The organism is Pseudomonas sp. CFBP 8770 (assembly GCF_014841705.1).
Taxonomy (GTDB): domain Bacteria; phylum Pseudomonadota; class Gammaproteobacteria; order Pseudomonadales; family Pseudomonadaceae; genus Aquipseudomonas.
The window spans coordinates 39,467-56,879 of the sequence record NZ_JACYUL010000007.1 but is presented as its reverse complement, the minus strand read 5'-3'; the positions used below and the strand labels follow the sequence as shown (position 1 = coordinate 56,879).

Sequence of the window (17,413 nt, the reverse complement as noted above, 5' to 3'; positions counted from 1 at the left end):
ACCGCCACACAAGGCCACATGGATTGATCGAAACTGCAACCCTGCAGGATCGGGCAAGACCTTGACAGGAAACGGCTAACCCCTGTGGTCCGGGGTTGCGTAACGTTGTCGCTGCAACCTTGTTCACCGCAGACCGTTCAATCAGGGAGAGTCGAGCATGAACTCATTTTCTACCGTCAGCCTTGCTACCGTCAGTCATTGTGCCTTGGTCACCGCCCGGCACGGGCATTCCGAACAGGTCGGGCTGGGCTTGTCGGCACTGGTGCGGCCTGCGCTGGGCATGCCGGGCTGCCTGCACTTCGCTGTCCAGCGCAGCCATGGCAACGAGCGACTCTGGCAGGTGGCCGGCGTATGGCGCGATCACGCCGCGATGACGGCCTGGTTCAAGTCGCCTGGCATGCAGGTGTTCTCCGACCTGGTCCAGGGCCTGCTGGTCACCAGCCTCGATCTGCACACTTTCGAGGATGCCGCGATCGAACAGGCCAGCGCGGCCTGAGCTGCGTACAATCGTGGCTTTTGCATAGCTGCGAGGTACGTCATGGCACGCAAGGTATTCGAACATCACGAAGCGGTTTCGGCGGTAGTGCCGAATGAAGGCAGTTACCACGCCGCCATCGCCATCAAGGCCCTGCAGGGCGGTGGTGCGCCGCGGTTTCACAAGGTGCTCGACGGCCAGTCGTTTCGTACCGCGCACGAGGCCGATGGCGCCGCCGCCGAGGTGTTGTCGACACTGGGCAATGTCGACGACGACGGCGAACCGGTCTTCGACGTTACTTGACCTGTGGCCGGTGCATCTTGAACAGCGCCTGCGGACCGATCTCGAAATAATCGGCCGGACCGCCACCGCGCAGGATCGGACCGGCAGCGGCCGTGTCGTAGACCCCGTCCTTGAGCAATGACTTGGCGATGTGCACCGCCACCACCTCGCCCAGGATCAGCCAGGTGGGCACTTCCTGCTGATCGACGCCCTTGAGCTGAATGATCTGGGTCATTTTGCACTCGAACGACACCGGCGCTGCGAGCACCCGCGGTACGCTGACGATTGTCGACGGTGCATGGTGCAGGCCACTGAGTTCGAACTCGTCGACTTCGGGGCCGACCGCGGCGCAGCTCTGGTTCATCTGCTCGGCCAGGGCACGAGTAGACAGGTTCCAGACGAATTCGCCGGTCTGTTCGATGTTGTTCAGGCTGTCCTTGCGTCCCACACTGGCGAAACCGATGATCGGCGGCGTGTAGTTGAAGGCGTTGAAGAAGCTGTACGGCGCCAGGTTCAGGCGACCTTCACGGTCGTGGGAAGAGATCCAACCAATGGGCCGCGGGCCGACGATGGCGTTGAACGGGTCGTGGGGCAAACCATGGCCCTTGGCGGGCTCGTAGTAGTAGGTGTCATCCGACATCAGGGGCAATCCTCAGCGTTCAGGTGCCCCCAGTGTGCGTCGGCCATGGCGGCCAGTGCAACTGCCCCCGCCTTGGCGGCGGAGGCATGCTGAGCTTCAGTCCGTTTCGATCCGTGAGTGCGTCTTGGTGTCCTTCATGAACACGTACACCAGCAGCGAGCAGGCAATGCAGGCGGTCACGTACCAGTAGTAACCGGTTTCCATGCCGATCTGCTTGAACCACAGCGCGATCAGTTCGGCGGTTCCGCCGAAGATCGATACGGTCAGTGCATAGGGCAGACCCACGCCCAGCGCGCGGATCTCGGTGGGGAACAGCTCTGCCTTTACCACGGCGTTGATCGAGGTATAGCCGCTGACGATGATCAGCGCCGCCATGATCAGGAAGAACGCACCCCACCAGGTTTGAATGGTGTGCAGCGTGGTCAGGATGGGAACGGTACACACCGTGCCCAGTACCCCGAACGCGATCAGGATGGGGCGTCGGCCGATCTTGTCGGAGAGGGCGCCGACCAGCGGTTGCAGGCACATGAACAGGAACAGCGTGGCCGCCGAGATGGCCGTCGAGTCCGCCTTGCTGAAGCCCACCGTGTTGACCAGGTATTTCTGCATGTAGGTGGTGTAGGTATAGAAGGCCAGGGTACCGCCCATGGTCAGGCCGACCACGGTCAGCAGTTCCTTGGGATGGCGCAGCAGGGTGCGCATCGTGCTTTCCTTGGATTCCTTTTTCTGGGTGAAGGAGTCGGTCTCTTCCATGCCACGGCGCAACCACAGCGCCACCACTGCGCACAGCGCGCCGATCACGAACGGTACACGCCAGCCCCAGCTGAGCAGCTGTTCTTCGGTGAGTGTCTGCTGCAGCACGATCAGCACCGCCAGCGCGATCAGCTGGCCGGAGATCAGGGTCACGTACTGGAAGCTGGAGAAGAAGCCGCGCCGTTGCTTGGTGGCCATCTCGCTCAGGTAGGTGGCGGACGTACCGTACTCGCCACCGACCGAGAGGCCTTGCATCAGCCGCGCCAGTACCAGCAGCACGGGCGCCCAGATGCCGATGGTCTCGTAGCTCGGCGTCAGCGCAATGACCAGCGAGCCAAAGCACATCAGCAGCACCGAAGCCATCAGCGCTGCCTTGCGGCCCTTGCGGTCGGCGTACAGGCCCATCAGCCAGCCACCAATGGGCCGCATCAGAAAGCCGACGGCGAAGATCGCGGCGGTGTTGAGCAGTTGCGCGTTGAGGCTGTCCTTGGGAAAGAACACCTGGGCGAAATACAGCGAGAATGCCGCGTAGACGTACCAGTCGTACCATTCGACCATGTTGCCGACCGAGCCACTGAAGATCGACTTGACGCGGCTGGCGGTGGTGCGAGGCGGGGCGGTTGCAGCGGTTGCCCCGGCGGGCAGGGTGTTGGAGTTATCCATGCTGGATCCTTCTCATTATTGTTGGTAGCGCGTTGGTTCGCGCTTGCCAAGGCAATAGCAGGAGCCGTGCCAGCCGCTGCACCCCCGCTTTCAGAGGGGGACGCGAAAAAAGCCGGCGGATTCTTGCCGATACGAGAAGTGGAGTGAGCGGATTCTTGCCTACTCGCGAAAATCTTCACGAACCAGGCCGTGACGCTGCATCTTTTCGTTGAGGGTGCGCCGGGGCAGTTGCAGTTCCTCCATCACCGACTTGATGTCGCCACGGTGACGCGCCAGCGCGGCGCGCAGGCACTGGGCTTCGAAAGCTTCCTGTTGTGCCGCCAGGGACAGCCGGGCGCTGGCCGTTTCAGCCGCAGGCGCGGCCAGACCCAGCACATGTCGTTCGGCAGCATTGGCCAGCTCGCGGACATTGCCCGGCCAGTCGTGGCTGAGCAACTGGGCCAGTTGTGCCGAATTGACCGGCGGCACCCGCCGCGCCAGACGCTTCGCGGTCGCCGCGGTGAAGTGATCGAACAGCCGCACGATGTCTTCGCGTCGCTCGCGCAATGGCGGCAGGCGCAGTTCGGCGACATTCAGCCGATAGGCCAGGTCTTCGCGAAACAGCCCGGCCCGTGCCTGCTCCAGCAGATCGGGCTTGCTCGCCGCGACCAGCCGCAGGTCGACGGGAATGCTCTGGTTGGAACCCAGGCGCTCGAGTTTCTGCTCCTGCAGCACACGCAACAGCTTGGCCTGCTGAGCCATGGGCAGGCTTTCCACTTCGTCGAGAAACAGGGTCCCGCCGTGGGCGTACTCCAACTTGCCGATGCGCTTGCCCTGGGCGCCGGTGAACGCACCGCTTTCGTGGCCGAACAGTTCGGCCTCGAACAACGCCTCGGGAATGGCGGCACAGTTGAGTGCCACGAACGGTTTGCCAGCCCGTGGGCCGAAGTCGTGCAGGCACCGCGCAACCAATTCCTTGCCACTGCCGGTTTCGCCACGAATCACCACGTTGACCGGCAATTGCGCCAGATCCAATACCTGGCGGCGCAGCTGCGCGATGGCCGGCGCGGCACCGAGCAGGGTCGCCTGCAGTTGCTCGCTGAAATCGGCCCGGTTGTGCAGGCGACGGTTTTCCAGGACCAGCCGACGCTTGTCCTGGGCGCGCTGCAGGCTGGTCAACAGGCTTTGCGGGCTGAAAGGCTTCTCGAGAAAATCGTAGGCACCCTCGCGCATGGCCTGCACCGCCATCGGCACGTCACCGTGCCCGGTCAACAGAATCACCGGCAACTCGGGGTCGCGAGCCTGGACCTGTGCCAGCAGGCCGAGCCCGCCCATGCCCGGCATGCGCACATCGCTGAGTATGACCCCGGCGAAGTCTGCCGGCAGCTGCGCCAGGCAGTCTTCGGCCTGGCTGAAGCGCTGCACCGAAAAGCCGCTGAGGCCCAGCCACTGTTCGACGGCGTCGCGAATGCTCGCTTCGTCGTCGATGACCATCACTTGATTGCTCATGCAGGCTCCGTATCGATGGGCAGGGCAAGGGTGAAACGTGCGCCGTGTGGCAGGTTTTCCGCGCTCAACTGGCCGCCGTGTTCGTGAGCGATCGCCAGAGAGACCGCCAGCCCCAGGCCGAGGCCTTCGCCGATTGGCTTGGTGGTGAAGAACGGGTCGAACAAGTGTTCGATGTGCTCGCTGGCGATGCCGCCACCGCTGTCGGCAATCTCTAGCTGCCACTGCTCGCCATGAAGCTGCAGGCTGATGTGCATATCCTTGGCAGGCACTCCGGTCATGGCGTCCAGCGCATTGCGTAACAGGTTGATCAGCACCTGTTCGAGGCGAATCACGTCGCCGCGGACATAGGCCGGCCGCCGGACCTGCAAGTGCAAGCGTACACCTGCCGTATGCAGAGGCGTTTCCAGCAACTGCAAGGCTTGATCGAGCACCTGCGCGAGGTCGAGTCGTTCACGCACGCCGGCCGGGCTCTTGCGCGCGAAGGTCTTCAAATGGGTGGTCAGCGCCGCCATGCGCGCCACCATCTGTTCCAGCGGCGCCAGGGCCTGGCGCGCGGCGTCGATGCGGTCCTGATCGAGCAACATCCGCAGGCTCGCCAGCTGCATGCGCTGCGCAGTAAGCGGCTGACTGATCTCGTGGGCCAAGGCCGCCGACATCTGCCCCAATGCCGCCAGCTTGGCCGCCTGGACCAAGCCCTCCTGGGCATCGCGCAATTCCCGGGTGCGTGCCCTGACCAGAGATTCCAAATGCTCGCGACCACGCTGGCGCAGGGCGGCCAGGCGGCGACGCTGGTTCAGCCACAGGCCACCGAACACCAGGCTCAACCACAGGCCGGCCGCTGCCAGCGCGGCATTGCGGCTGTCTTCGGTACTTGCAATGGGAGGCTTGAGCAAGTGCAGGGTCCAGCCTTCGCTGGCCATCGGCAACGATGCCCACAGGTAGTCGGCCGTGCCTTGAGGGCCGTTGACGCGCACGTGCCGCGCCGCGCCATCGAGGCTGCCCAGCACCTGATGATCCAGCGGTTGCAAGGCTTGATCGTGATACTGACGGGTGCGCTGCAGTTCGGCGCGGTCGGCCTCGCTCAAAGGGTGCAAGGTGCGATACCGCCATCCCGGCCGGTTGGCGATGAACACCACCCCGCGCGCGTCACTGACCAGCAAGGTATCGGGCCCCTGCGCCCATTCCTGTTCCAGTTCGGGCAGTTCGAGCTTGACCACCATGGCACCGAGAAAACCGTCCCGAGCGTCCTTGATCGCACTGGACAAGAAGTAGCCGGGAATGCCGCTGGTCACGCCCACCGCATAGAAACGCCCGCTGCCCTGGCTGATCGATTGGCTGAAATAGGGGCGGAAGGCGTAGTTGTGGCCTACATAGCTGGTCGGCAGACGCCAGTTGCTGGCCGCCACCGCCAGGCCCTGGCGGTCGAGCAGTTCCAGGGTCGACGACCGCGCCGCCGCGTTGATGCGTTCAAGTTTGCGGTTGAGCCGGTTCTGGGTGGCGGGATCGATAGGCTCGCGCAGCGAGTGCTGCAGTTCGGGGTCCAGCGCCAGTACGGCAGGCAGGGTGCGATAGCGCTCGATCAGGGTGTGCAGGCCGTTGGCGTACAGCGCCAATTGGCCATTGCTGCGTGCCGCCTCTTCATTCTGCGCCAGCTGCTGGGCGTGGCGGCCTGCCCAGACGGCGGACAACAACGTGCCGGCCACGATGACCAGCACGATGATGGCCAGGCGCAAGGCACGCGAACCGATCACGGGCGCTGTCTAGCCGTTGCCGACCTACAACAACTCGAAATTCGCCTCTTTGACGTCCTCGGAGTCCAGCCCGATCATCACGGTGAATTGCCCGGCCTCGGCGGCCCGAACCAGTTGCTGGTTATAGAACTTCAGATCACCCTCGACGATATCGAATGTCAGGGTCTGGCTTTCGCCCGGCTTGAGCATCACCTTGCGGAAATGCTTGAGCTCCTTGACCGGTCGGGCCATGGAGGCAGCGACATCGCGCAGGTACAGCTGAACCACGGTCTCGCCGGCGACCTTGCCGACGTTGCGGACATTGATGCTGGCTGTCACCTTGCCGTCGCGGCTCAGGCGCTTGCTCGACAGGCTGACGTCCGACAGGCTGAAATCGGTGTAGCTCAGACCGTAGCCGAAGGGGTACAACGGGCCCTGCTCGCTGTCGAAATACTGCGAGCTGTAGTTGCCTGGATGCCCCGGCGTGAACGGTCGACCGATGCTCAAGTGGCTGTAGTACAGCGGCACCTGGCCAACCGAGCGCGGGAAAGTGACCGGCAGTTTGCCCGACGGGTTGTAGTCGCCGAACAACACGTCGGCAATGGCATTGCCGCCTTCGGTGCCGCTGTACCAGGTTTCCAGCACGGCATCGGCCTGGCGCTGTTGTTCGCCAATGGTCAGCGGGCGGCCATTCATGAGCACCAGCACCAGCGGTTTGCCCGTGGCGCGCAGCGCGGTGATCAAGGCCTGCTGGGTACGCGGCAGGTCAAGTGCGACACGGCTGGCCGATTCATGGGTCATGGCGCGCCATTCGCCCACCGCGGCAACGATCACATCGGCATCGCGTGCGGCTGCCAGCGCTTCGTCGATCAAGGCCTGGCCGGAGCGTGGATCGATCGCCTGCTTGATGTGCTCGGGGTTGAAATGGGCGATGAAGTCCAGCGTCGCACGGTCATCGGTCAGGTTCGCGCCCTTGGCGTAAGTCACTTTGGCAGGGTCGGCCACGGCATTGCGCAGCCCGCTGAGCAATGTCACCGATTGCCCGGCGACGCCGGCCGCCGACCAACTGCCGAGCATGTCGTCCGGCGCGTCCGCCAGGGGGCCGACCAAGGCAATGCGGGCGTCCTTTTTCAACGGCAGCGTGTGCTTCTGGTTCTTCAGCAACACCAGCGTCCTGCGCGCGACATCACGCGCTTCGGCGCGATGCAGGCGGCTTTCCGCGTTGACATCGGCCGGGTCGTCCTGGGCCTTGCCGATGCGCAGGTACGGGTTGGCGAACAGGCCCATGTCGTACTTGGCGCCAAGCACCTCGCGCACCGCATTGTCGATGTCCGCCTGGCTGATCTGGCCGCTCTTGAGCAGTCCCGGCAGCTGTTCGCCGTAGGCCTGGTCGTTCATGCTCATGTCGACGCCGGCCTTGATGGCCAGCTTGGCCGCCTCTCGGTCGTCGCTGGCCACGCCATGCTTGATCAATTCATGAATGGCACCGTGGTCGCTGATGGTGACGCCCTTGAACCCCCACTGCTTGCGCAGCACATCCTGCATCAACCAGGTGTTGGAAGTCGCCGGCACACCGTTGATGGAATTCAGCGCGACCATCATGCCACCCGCGCCTGCTTCGACCGTGGCGCGATAAGGCGGCAGGTAGTCCTGGAACATCCGTTGTGGACTCATGTCGACGGTGTTGTAGTCGCGCCCGCCCTCGATCGCGCCATACATCGCGAAATGCTTGGCGCTGGCCATCATTCGGTCCGGGTTGGCCGGGCTGGGGCCCTGTATGTTCTCCACCATCACCCGGGCGATCTTCGACACCAGGTGGGTGTCTTCGCCGAATCCCTCGCTGATGCGGCCCCAGCGTGGATCGCGAGAGATGTCGACCATCGGCGCGAAAGTCATGTCGATACCGTCGGCCGCCGCTTCGGCGGTCGAGGTCCTGGCGCTCAAGGCAATGGCTTCCATGTCCCAGCTCGCGGCCAGGCCCAGGCTGATCGGAAACTGCGTGCGGTGACCGTGGATCACGTCGTAGGCGAAGAACATGGGAATCTTCAAGCGACTGCGCTGCGCGGCATCCTGCATGGGCCGGTTTTCCGCACGAGTGACCGAATTGAAAGTGCCGCCGATGCGCCCTGCGGCGATCTCCGCCTCGATGCGCTGGTGAGTCATTTCACCACCGATGGCGATCAGGCGCAGTTGGCCGATCTTCTCGTCCAGGGTCATGCGTGCGAGCAGGTCGGCAACGAATGCATCCTTGTTTTGCGGACCTTGGGAAGGGCTATCGGCATACGCGGTTTGCAAGGCCAGGCCGACGACGACACCCAGCAGACACAGCTTGTTCATTGAGTTCTTCTCTCTGGCCTACCGCAGGGATGCCGCAGCCGATTACGGGTGACAGTGTTTTTATAGTTTGCCGGAGGTGTTTTAACGTATCGGAGCGCTTCAATCCAGTCGGGTGCCGGGATTGATACAAATGCATCCGCGCAAGCGGCATCCAATCAAATCCCCCAAGTCGATCCACAGCCACTAAAATGCCTGCCTGAATACACCCGAGATCCGTCCCGCCATGCCCGTCACCGACCCACGCGCCGACTTCCTTGCCCTGCTCGACACCAGCCTGGCGCAGAACGCTTTCATCAAGCTGGTGCTGGCTCGCCATGTCGGCCAGGAGCTGGACCTGCAGCGGCTGATCGTCAAGTTGGCGACCATCAAGGGTGAAGCGTGCCTGTCGTTCGTGTACCGCTACAAGACGCGTGACATCACCAAGAACTTCAGTCTGACCGATGGCCAGCAGTTCATTGCCGACGCCTTGCCCGACACCTTCAAGAACGCCCACCTGTTGACCTTGACCGACGAGTTGCAGCTCGAATTCAGCAAGAAGAACAAGGCCAGCCTGCACCGCAACAAGCAACAGCAGGAGCGGGCCGCGCCGGAGTTGGGTCACGATCGGGAGAAAAAGCGTTACCTGGAGCTGAGCCGGCCGTTTCTGCAGGACCTGGGTGTCACCGACAAGCAGCAGCAGTTGATCCCGGCGATGTCGCGCAAGTGGAAACAGATCAACAAGTTCATCGAGGTGTTTTCCCACGCCTTCGCCTCGTCCGTGCTGGCCAGGACAGACGCGCCCGTGCGGGTCGCCGATTTCGGCTCGGGCAAGGGTTACCTGACGTTCGCCATCCATGACTATGTGGCCAACTCGCTGCAGCGTCAGGCCCAGGTCACCGGCGTCGAACTGCGTCCGGACATGGTCGAGTTGTGCAACGCGGCTGCCACCTCCTTGGAACATCCGGGGCTGGTGTTCGAGTGCGGCGACGTGCGTTCGGTGGTGCCCAGCGAGATCGACGTGATGATCGCCTTGCATGCCTGCGATATCGCTACCGACTACGCCATTCACACCGGTATCCGCTGTGGCGCGGCGATCATCATGTGCTCGCCGTGCTGCCACAAGGAAATCCGCCTGCAGATCCAAAGCCCGGGCCTGCTCAAGCCCATGCTGCAATATGGCCTGCATCTGGGCCAGCAGGCCGAGATGGTCACCGACAGTTTGCGCGCGCTGTTGCTGGACGCCTGTGGCTACGAGACCAAGGTGTTCGAGTTCATCTCCCTGGAACACACCAACAAGAACAAGATGATTCTGGCGGTCAAGCGCGACACATCCGGCCCGTCCGCCGAGGCGCTGGCGAAGATCGAGCAGTTGAAGGCGTTCTACGGCATTCGCGAGCAGCGTCTGCAGACCCTGCTGCAGGAAGACGGCCTGCTGGGCCAGGCGCTGTGAGGCATCGGGACTACAAGTCGCCGGCATTGTGACCCACCCCTGACGAGCGCCACCATGAGGCTCAAGTCAAGGGTTGGAGTTCGCAGTGACGCTCGACATCAAGCTGACGCCGCGCGAGCAGGAAGTGCTCGTCTGGAGTGGCAGGGGCAAATCCTCGTGGGAAATCTCACGCATACTGGCCTGCTCCGAGGCCACGGTGAATTTCCATTTCGCCAACATTCGCCGCAAGTTCGCCGTGGGCTCGCGCAGCGTGGCCGTGCTGCTGGCGCTGCAGAAAGGTCTGATATCGCTGTGGTGAGCGCCTGGTTGCGCTCGAGTCTTCAACGACGCTTCTTCAATACCGCAGGAACGGCCACGTTCAATTGCGCACTGCCCAGGCCATGGCTGGTCGCGTCGAAGAAATACAGCGCCTTGCCGCAGCCGGCGAACAACTCTTCGAAGCGCTGTTTCTGGCTGATGATCCAGGCATCGCTGAGCGGGAAGATCGACACATAAAAAGTCTGCGCAGGCGCCAGGCGCAGCGCCTGAAGGATGTGCGCATCGTCGCTGTCCAGGTTGTGGCCGAAGATGCACAAGGTGCCATCTTGCCGACTCAACTCGCCGTGGCACCAGCTCAGGTAGTCCGAATCACGAATGGTGCGCAGCTTCTGCGCACTGGGCCCTTCGTTGACCAGCAACGGCACGTCGCCAGGCGTGTTGATCGCAAACCCGTCGAGCAAGGCTTCGCCCTCGGCGGTGCGTTGCCGGGTCGTACCGTCGCTGTTCTTGATCAGCTGCAGACCGCCGTGCAGGTACAGCATGCGGCAGCCTGTGGCGGCGGTGTGGCGAATGTCGAAACCGGTGTCCACGTCCATCAGCTCGGCAAAACCCTGCGGGTCGTGCTGCACGGCCCAGGGGCAGAGCAGGTCGTAGTTGCTGCTGTACACCGTGTCGAACGCGCGTAGTGCAAGGTTGAGCGCGGCCAGGCGCTGTTCATCGAGCAGGCGAAAGGGAATGTGCACGCTGCGCACCGCATGGATCAACGCTTCCTTGATCGCATAGTAGCGATTGAGCGGGGCAGTCGAACTGATCGCCAGGGCGGCATTGACCCGAACGGTGCTGTTGAGCACCGCCAGCACCTGTTCGAAGCTGCGGGTCTGCAGCGATTTGAACAAGGCCAGGTCGGTCAGGCTCAAGGGCTTGTTGCGCACCTTTTGCGCGCGCTCGAACAACCCATCGTAGGCGAAGCTGCGCCACACTGCGCGGCTGGCGCCGTTGCCCAGCAACAGGCTTTGTGCAGGCTGACGGGTATGCAGGGTTTGCCAATCGTCGAGGTGGGCGTCGAAGGTGTCATGTGCCATGGTGATGATTCGTTCTACTCGTGTCTTGGGCAAGGGCGCGACTCTATCACGCCATGTCCTGTCATCCGACGCCGTCTATGCTGGGTCGGTTCACCGGCATCAAGCCGCGCCGTTTTCGATCATCCGTGGAAGGACTACACATGTTGGCACACCTGTACAAGACGCTCTGCCTCACCGCTGCCATGGGCGCAGCTGCCTCGGCCCAGGGGCAAACTCCCGATCAGTTGGCTCACGCCGCCAACATTCCCCACCCAGCGGTCATTGCCCATCGAGGTGCTTCGTTCGATGCGCCGGAATCGACACTGCCGGCCTACCTGCTGGCCCGTGACCTGGGCGCCGACTATCTGGAACTCGATGTGCAGCGCACTCGCGACGGGCAACTGATCGCACTGCACGACGATACTTTGTTGCGCACCACCGACATCGCCAGCAAATTTCCCGAGCGCAAGGACAAGCCGGCCAGTGACTTTACCCTGGCGGAGCTGAAAACCCTGGATGCCGGCAGCTGGTTCAACGCAGCGCACCCCGAGCGCGCCCGTGACAGCTACAAAGGCTTGCAGATTCTCACCCTGGATGAGGTGCTCGACGTGGCGCAAGGCGCTACGCACACGCCTGGGGTGTATATCGAAACCAAGGTGCCGCAGCAGTTTCCTGGTATCGAGCGCGATCTCAAGGCCAAGCTTGCGCAACGAGGCTGGCTCGATGGTCAGCACCGGGTCGTGTTGCAGACGTTCGAAAAGGGCAGCCTGGAACTGCTGGCCAAGGAAATGCCGCAGGTGCCCAAGGTATTGCTGCTATGGGTAGGCGAGGGCAGCATCGAACCCGAATCCAAGGTGACGTTCGCAGCGTCCGGCATGAAGGACAAAGCGGCTTACTACGCCCAGCAACGACCCCGCGACCGTGCCGAGTTCGAGCGGTGGCTGGACATCGCCAAAGCCAACGGTGCGGTGGGCACCGGCCCTTCGGCCGCTTTGAACGAGGGGGGAGAGCAGAGCTACATGGACCTGGTCCAGCCGTGGATGAACAAGCTGACCCACGACAAAGGCCTTCTGGTGCACGTGTATACCGTGGACGAGCCGGTCGATTTCAAGAAAGTCAGTGACGCAGGCGTGGATGGCATCTTCACCAACCGGACCAGCGAGCTGCTGAAGTTCTACAAGCGTCCTGCGGCTGAATCCGTGATCGAGGTTCTTCAACGCAACGGTTACTGACCTGCAGAAACGCCAACGGCGCGAATCCGGTTGACCTTGCAATTGCGCTTGGCAATTTAAAGGGCAGAATTCGCGCCGCTGCAGAGGCTGGGGTGGGCTTATTTGCCGGCGCCGCTGCCGTTGCCGCCACTGTTGCCCGAGCTGCCATCGCCTTTGGTCGCGCCCATCGGGGTAGGGCCACCGTCGGTGGTGCCGGCGTCTGCGCCCTGGCTCATGGAACCGGTCTTGCCGTCGATACCGGTGGCGTTGCCATTGTCGGGCGATTTGTCGGTGCCTGGAATGACCTGCTTGCCCGATGGTGCTTCCGGCGTGGCAGTAGGGTTGCTGTCATTGGATGCCGCAATCGCCGCGAACGACGAGGCCGACAGAAGACCGGCCAGAGCCAGCGAGGCAAGCTTTTTGCTAATCATCATGGTGCATCTCCGCAGTGATTGGGGTACAAGCATTGGGCCAGCGTCTTGCACGCAAGGTGCCGTCGAGGCGACGAGCGGCACGTCGCCGTGGCACCTCTTCTCAGCGGTACTGGCGATGAAAGCCCGGTGGCTGGCTTCGGGCCGAATCGATGGAAATCGGCTGCCCGCGCTTCAGCCAGGCATCCAGGGTCTGGCCAAAGGTGTGATCACTGCAATCGCGCAGCAGCATCAGTGGAATATCCAGGTGGCGCGCAACGGCTCGCGCGCTCTCGCGCTCCTGGTGCTGGAACACCTCGACCTCGGTCGGCGAAGCGTGACTGGCCGGCAACCGCTTCAACACCGTCCACGGATCGCTCTCCAGCAACACAATCGCCCTCAGGGAAAGCCGCTCGAACGCTGTCAGATCAATGCCTGACGACCGCGGTCGCTTGCCCATCAATGCAGCGTTTCCCTCCAGCAGCAGTGACTTGCCGCTGGCGGCAATACTGGTGACAGCCAGTTCGAGCGCCTGGCGGTTGCGGTCTCGATTGGTCGCATAGCGATCATCGCTCCATTTCACACAGGCCAGCACCTGCCTGACCAAGCCCGCCACACTGCTGTGCAACACGCCCCGACGGTGCGCGTAATGCTCGCAATGCCAGGTTTTTCCCACGCCATGAATACCGGCTACCAGGATGATCATGATGGATGTCCTTATCAAGTAAGAGGGTATTACTTGAAAGGATGGGTAACTGGACCGTCAACGTAAGTGTCAGAAATTTCTTCGCAATGTAGGGTAGTTTTCTGATTGAGTTGGCGTAACTGGCTGTTTGATCGAGAAATGAACGGCGCCAGGCGGGCAGGCTTCGCAAGGTTGCGAGCATCGAATCTGTGCTGATAACTGCGCCGTGTCTGCATCTTGTTTATCTGTATAGCTGGTGCTAATGGAACGGTTTGCACACTATGCGGTGCCGCCCGGACGCTATCTGTCCTTGAAACCTGCAAGCTGTTGCAGATACCCCTGTTTGAAGCGTTCAACCTATCACCAGGCCTGTTGCGTGAGATGACAATGTGTTCGAACTGACCAGCTATGCGAGCCTTTTCATCGTCGCGTTCGGTGCCGCCACGCTGCTGCCTTTGCAATCGGAAGCGGTATTGGTGGGGATGCTTGTTTCGCAACACTACGCAACGGTGTCGCTCGTACTGATCGCCACGGCGGGCAACGTGCTGGGTTCTGTCGTGAACTGGTACCTGGGCCGCTCTATCGAGCGTTTTCGGCACCGCCGTTGGTTTCCCATCGGTGAGCGCCACTTGGACAAAGCGCAGAATGCCTACCTGCGCTACGGACGCTGGGCGCTCTTGTTCAGCTGGGTGCCGATCATCGGTGATCCCATCACTATGATCGCTGGCGTCATGCGTGAGCCGCTCTGGCGTTTTCTGGTCGTGGTTACGCTGGCCAAGGCGTTCCGCTATTTGGCACTGACCGCGATCACGCTTGGCTGGGCGATATGAACGCCTTCAGCCGAACGCCTGGGAATGGCGAATTAAATACAAGTCAACGAGTATCAGATGGGTAGGATCGGCATCAGCCTTTGCTGTGTTTATCCGATGTTGGCGGAATGGCAACACCTCTCGGCCCGGCGATGCCCCAGATAGCGAGTCCGACAAGGGGCAATACAAAGATCAGCACCGTCCAGCCCAGCTTCGTGCCGGAGCCTTTGGTGCTTCGCCAGACGCTGGTCAGTACCCAAGCGTCCAGCAACAGAACGATCACGGCGGACGCCGCCCAGAAAATCGAGGTTTCCATGGTTTATCACTCCTGAGCAATCACCTACACGAGAGGGGTACCGATCTGCGCAAGTTCCCGATCATTTCCAGCTGGCGATCAACGTACCTTCCAATTCCTCACGGTAATCACCGCCGCGCAAGCGCCCGACGCACTCATCTCGCGTGTTTATGAGTGAGCGTGCGGTTAAATCGAATTGATATGATCGGATTCGCGGCGCTCAGTCCAATGGCAGTGAGCGATCTGTGATGATGTGCTTCATTACCAAGGTCGAGGTCAGCCGCTGTACATTTGGCAGCCTCGATAGCGCTTCGTCATAAAGTCTCTGAAACGCGGGAAGATCTGCGGTTACCACCATGAGTAGGTAGTCCGGATCGCCAAACAGTCTCTGCGCCTGGACGATGTAGGGGATGCCTGGCAAAGCCTTTTCGAAATCTGCTACAGCCTGCTGGTGTCCTTCCCGCAAAGTAACAAACACAAGCGAAGAGAAATTGAGTCCTAACTGGGGTGCAGAGAGGTGGGCGCGATATCCTTTGATCACTCCAGCCTCTTCCAGAGCTCGAACGCGCCGATGGCAAGGGGATAAACTCAACCCCACGCGCTCGGCCAGGTCAGTGAGTGACTGGCGACCATCCTGTTGTAGCTGCGCAAGAATCTGCCTATCGATCCGATCCATTTCGTAAAACCTTCCACAGCCCCTGGGTCCTGCGAGTAACTACGCAAGATAATAACACGAGGCTTTCTTTATCCTTCTCTCTCAGTTTCCACCAGGGCCAAAGGCGCCGTACTGGTAATGGGCAAGAGGAAGGATCGATCGTGAGCGCTTCTATGATGATGGCCTTTTGGGCCGTTTCGTTTCTGTTTGTCATCACGCCTGGGGCGGACTGGGCTTACGCTATTTCAGCGGGTTTGCGAGGCCGTACCGTGCCGGCAGTATTGGGTATGCTCTGTGGCCATGTTCTCGCCACATTGATCGTCTCGGCGGGTGTGGGTGGCGTGCTGGTGAAAATACCTTATGCGCTGTTGACACTTACGCTGATGGGCGCCGCTTATCTCTTATGGCTTGGCATCAACATGCTGTTGAGGCCGGCAATGCCCACCCAGGGAGACGCCGCAGATGACGGAGGCTGGATGACCTCGGCGGTTAAGGGGCTTTGTGTGAGCGGCCTCAACCCGAAAGTGCTGTTGTTGTTCTTGGCTTTGCTACCCCAGTTCACTGATTCATCTGCCCCCTGGCCGGTTGCAGCTCAAATTCTTGCGCTGGGGCTAATTCATGCATTGAGTTGCGGCGTCGTATATCTGGCCGTGGGATATGGTGCCCGCGCAGTACTCAGCTCTCGACCCGGTGCCGCTCTCAATGTAAGCCGGCTCTCTGGGGTCGCAATGATTGTGATTGCTGTCGTTCTCGCGGCTGAGCGGCTGGCTGTTTGAAAAGGTATCCACATGTCTGAACAGACCAACTTCTTGAAGCTTCTATGAACGTTGGGCTCAAGGGCGGTGAAGAGATTCCGAGGGGCTGGGGGCAGAGCGGATTCGCCTGAAAGGGCCGTGAATACTGGGTGAAACTGGAGCGGGTAGAGGGAATCGAACCCTCAACTAAAGCTTGGGAAGCTTTCGTTTTACCACTAAACTATACCCGCATAACGCGTTGTTTCCGTGCCGCTGGCAGTTCATTGCGAACTCGATTGCCAGCTTGGCCACCTCGGTGCGATGCGTCTTTCGACACCTGCTCCGGGCGGCTGACTTTGTACCAGAAGCGCCTGGCAATTTGAAGCGATAATTTTCGTTTCTCTGCGCGATCCCCCTCAAACCAGACCGATCTCTTCTGCGCTCAAGCTGCGGTACTGGCCGGGTTGCAGGCTGTCATCGAGCATCAGCGCGCCCATGCGCTCGCGGTGCAGCGTGAGCACCTTGTTCTGGAAGTGGCCGAACATCCGCTTCACCTGGTGGTAACGCCCTTCGACGATGCTCAGGCGCGCCACGCGCGGGCCGAGAATGTCGAGGTGGGCGGGCAGGGTGGTGAGGTCTTCGAAGGCGAAGTAGATGCCCTTGGCGAACGTCTCTACATAATGGGGCTCGATGACCTGCTCGGTCTCGACCAGGTACACCTTGGGCAGCTTGGTGGCCGGCTGGGTCAGGCGGCGTGACCATTGCCCATCGTTGGTCAGGATCATCAGCCCGGTGGTGTTGAAATCCAGTCGCCCGGCGATGTGCAACTGGTGCTTGTCGGGCACCTCGAGCAGGTCAAGAACGGTCCGATGCTGCGGATCCTGCGTGGCGCTGACGCAACCAGGTGGTTTGTGCAGCATCAGGTAGCGAGCAGGATAGCCGGCCTGCAACAACGTCTGGTCAAGCCGTACTTCGCTGAACTCAGAGACAGCGTGCAGCGGGTCGCGGACCACGCTGCCATCCACCTGTACTCGTCCTGCGATCAAGGCCAGGCGCACCTGCTGCCGGTTGAAGCGTTCGAAATTGGAAAGGAATCTGTCCAGACGCATCGCTGCGCTATGCCCCCGACTCAGACAGTTGCTCATTCACCCGCGCGCAGCGCGGACACAAGCAGGCGGCGTTGCGCAGATGCTCGGGCAAAGCCCGCAGCACAGCGGGGTCGATGCTGACCGTGTAGCACCAGCACGGCTGTGCGGCCGTCTTGGCATCGGCCAATGTGCAGTCGTTGCGGCCGCCGCAGGCTGGGCAAAGGCGGCTGTCGGTCAGCGCGAGCGTGGTCATGAGCGATCCGTGAAGGTATGAACGTGGCATTCTACTTCAGCGCCCTGCGGGTCGGCGAAAAGCGTCAACGCAGAGCGCTTTGTATCAATTTATTGCCGAGTGAAATGCAGTATCTTTCCTGCTGTCTGAGTTATGCCCAGAACCACCGTTCCGGGTA

General features: G+C 61.5%; 19 protein-coding genes and 1 tRNA gene. 7 read left to right on the top strand and 13 right to left on the bottom strand.

The annotated features are described in order from the left end of the window. Window positions 1-157: 157 nt before the first annotated feature. Complete coding sequence (locus IFT98_RS16405) at window positions 158-496, top strand: putative quinol monooxygenase (protein ID WP_192050760.1); 339 nt, start codon at window positions 158-160, stop codon at window positions 494-496. A gap of 42 nt (window positions 497-538) precedes the next feature. Then, window positions 539-778 carry a hypothetical protein gene (locus tag IFT98_RS16400; RefSeq protein WP_192050762.1) on the top strand — a complete coding sequence of 80 codons (240 nt, stop codon included), beginning with the start codon at window positions 539-541 and terminating at the stop codon, window positions 776-778. Here IFT98_RS16400 and IFT98_RS16395 read toward each other — a convergent pair. From IFT98_RS16395 to bglX, 5 genes are all read right to left on the bottom strand, one after another. Further along, window positions 771-1,397: a flavin reductase family protein gene (locus IFT98_RS16395; RefSeq protein ID WP_192050763.1), complete on the bottom strand. Its 627-nt coding sequence runs from the start codon at window positions 1,395-1,397 to the stop codon at window positions 771-773. The two genes, IFT98_RS16400 and IFT98_RS16395, sit on opposite strands and share 8 nt — an antisense overlap. Window positions 1,398-1,493: 96 nt before the next feature. Then, the gene (locus IFT98_RS16390) at window positions 1,494-2,813 is read right to left on the bottom strand and encodes an MFS transporter (protein WP_192050765.1); all 1,320 of its coding nucleotides are present in this window, start codon (window positions 2,811-2,813) and stop codon (window positions 1,494-1,496) included. 159 nt (window positions 2,814-2,972) lie between these two features. Next, window positions 2,973-4,301 carry a sigma-54-dependent transcriptional regulator gene (locus tag IFT98_RS16385; RefSeq protein ID WP_192050767.1) on the bottom strand — a complete coding sequence of 443 codons (1,329 nt, stop codon included), beginning with the start codon at window positions 4,299-4,301 and terminating at the stop codon, window positions 2,973-2,975. After that, the gene (locus IFT98_RS16380; protein WP_192050769.1) at window positions 4,298-6,052 is read right to left on the bottom strand and encodes an ATP-binding protein; all 1,755 of its coding nucleotides are present in this window, start codon (window positions 6,050-6,052) and stop codon (window positions 4,298-4,300) included. The genes IFT98_RS16385 and IFT98_RS16380 overlap by 4 nt, the downstream gene beginning before the upstream one ends. A gap of 24 nt (window positions 6,053-6,076) precedes the next feature. After that, window positions 6,077-8,368, bottom strand: coding sequence for a beta-glucosidase BglX (gene bglX, locus IFT98_RS16375; RefSeq protein WP_192050770.1), 2,292 nt, complete (start codon window positions 8,366-8,368; stop codon window positions 6,077-6,079). Between the two features lie 223 nt (window positions 8,369-8,591). On the opposite strand from bglX, the gene IFT98_RS16370 reads away from it, so the two are divergent. Both IFT98_RS16370 and IFT98_RS21085 read left to right on the top strand, forming a co-directional pair. Beyond that, window positions 8,592-9,797, top strand: coding sequence for a class I SAM-dependent methyltransferase (locus tag IFT98_RS16370; protein ID WP_192050772.1), 1,206 nt, complete (start codon window positions 8,592-8,594; stop codon window positions 9,795-9,797). Between the two features lie 85 nt (window positions 9,798-9,882). Then, entirely contained in the window at window positions 9,883-10,095 is a 213-nt protein-coding gene (locus tag IFT98_RS21085) for a response regulator transcription factor (RefSeq protein ID WP_342214176.1), read from the top strand. Window positions 10,096-10,117: 22 nt separating this feature from the next. On the opposite strand, the gene IFT98_RS16360 is transcribed toward IFT98_RS21085, so the two are convergent. Next, complete coding sequence (locus IFT98_RS16360) at window positions 10,118-11,137, bottom strand: DUF4917 family protein (protein ID WP_192050776.1); 1,020 nt, start codon at window positions 11,135-11,137, stop codon at window positions 10,118-10,120. 140 nt (window positions 11,138-11,277) lie between these two features. Between IFT98_RS16360 and IFT98_RS16355 the strand changes: the two genes are divergently transcribed. After that, window positions 11,278-12,348, top strand: a complete 1,071-nt coding sequence (locus IFT98_RS16355; RefSeq protein ID WP_192050778.1) for a glycerophosphodiester phosphodiesterase — start codon at window positions 11,278-11,280, stop codon at window positions 12,346-12,348. 98 nt (window positions 12,349-12,446) lie between these two features. On the opposite strand, the gene IFT98_RS16350 is transcribed toward IFT98_RS16355, so the two are convergent. After that, a complete protein-coding gene (locus tag IFT98_RS16350) occupies window positions 12,447-12,761 on the bottom strand; it encodes a hypothetical protein (protein WP_122479390.1) in 315 nt (104 codons plus the stop codon). 100 nt (window positions 12,762-12,861) lie between these two features. Next, window positions 12,862-13,443 carry an AAA family ATPase gene (locus IFT98_RS16345; RefSeq protein ID WP_192050779.1) on the bottom strand — a complete coding sequence of 194 codons (582 nt, stop codon included), beginning with the start codon at window positions 13,441-13,443 and terminating at the stop codon, window positions 12,862-12,864. Window positions 13,444-13,811: 368 nt separating this feature from the next. On the opposite strand from IFT98_RS16345, the gene IFT98_RS16340 reads away from it, so the two are divergent. Then, window positions 13,812-14,252 (top strand): VTT domain-containing protein, encoded by a 441-nt coding sequence (locus IFT98_RS16340; RefSeq protein ID WP_192050781.1) that lies wholly within the window; start codon window positions 13,812-13,814, stop codon window positions 14,250-14,252. Between the two features lie 73 nt (window positions 14,253-14,325). On the opposite strand, the gene IFT98_RS16335 is transcribed toward IFT98_RS16340, so the two are convergent. After that, window positions 14,326-14,547, bottom strand: coding sequence for a PLDc N-terminal domain-containing protein (locus IFT98_RS16335; protein ID WP_192050783.1), 222 nt, complete (start codon window positions 14,545-14,547; stop codon window positions 14,326-14,328). Window positions 14,548-14,746: 199 nt separating this feature from the next. Further along, window positions 14,747-15,202, bottom strand: coding sequence for an Lrp/AsnC family transcriptional regulator (locus IFT98_RS16330; protein WP_192050785.1), 456 nt, complete (start codon window positions 15,200-15,202; stop codon window positions 14,747-14,749). Between the two features lie 140 nt (window positions 15,203-15,342). Between IFT98_RS16330 and IFT98_RS16325 the strand changes: the two genes are divergently transcribed. After that, on the top strand, window positions 15,343-15,957 hold the full coding sequence (locus IFT98_RS16325; protein WP_192050786.1) for a LysE family transporter: 615 nt from the start codon (window positions 15,343-15,345) through the stop codon (window positions 15,955-15,957). Between the two features lie 135 nt (window positions 15,958-16,092). Here the strand turns inward: IFT98_RS16325 and IFT98_RS16320 are convergent. The 3 genes from IFT98_RS16320 to IFT98_RS16310 all read right to left on the bottom strand — a co-directional run bounded on the left by IFT98_RS16320 (window position 16,093) and on the right by IFT98_RS16310 (window position 17,241). Further along, a tRNA-Gly gene (locus tag IFT98_RS16320) sits at window positions 16,093-16,166 on the bottom strand. A 165-nt stretch (window positions 16,167-16,331) separates the two neighbouring features. Next, on the bottom strand, window positions 16,332-17,024 hold the full coding sequence (locus IFT98_RS16315; protein ID WP_192050788.1) for a pseudouridine synthase: 693 nt from the start codon (window positions 17,022-17,024) through the stop codon (window positions 16,332-16,334). 7 nt (window positions 17,025-17,031) lie between these two features. Beyond that, entirely contained in the window at window positions 17,032-17,241 is a 210-nt protein-coding gene (locus IFT98_RS16310; protein WP_192050841.1) for a cysteine-rich CWC family protein, read from the bottom strand. Window positions 17,242-17,413: the final 172 nt, after the last annotated feature.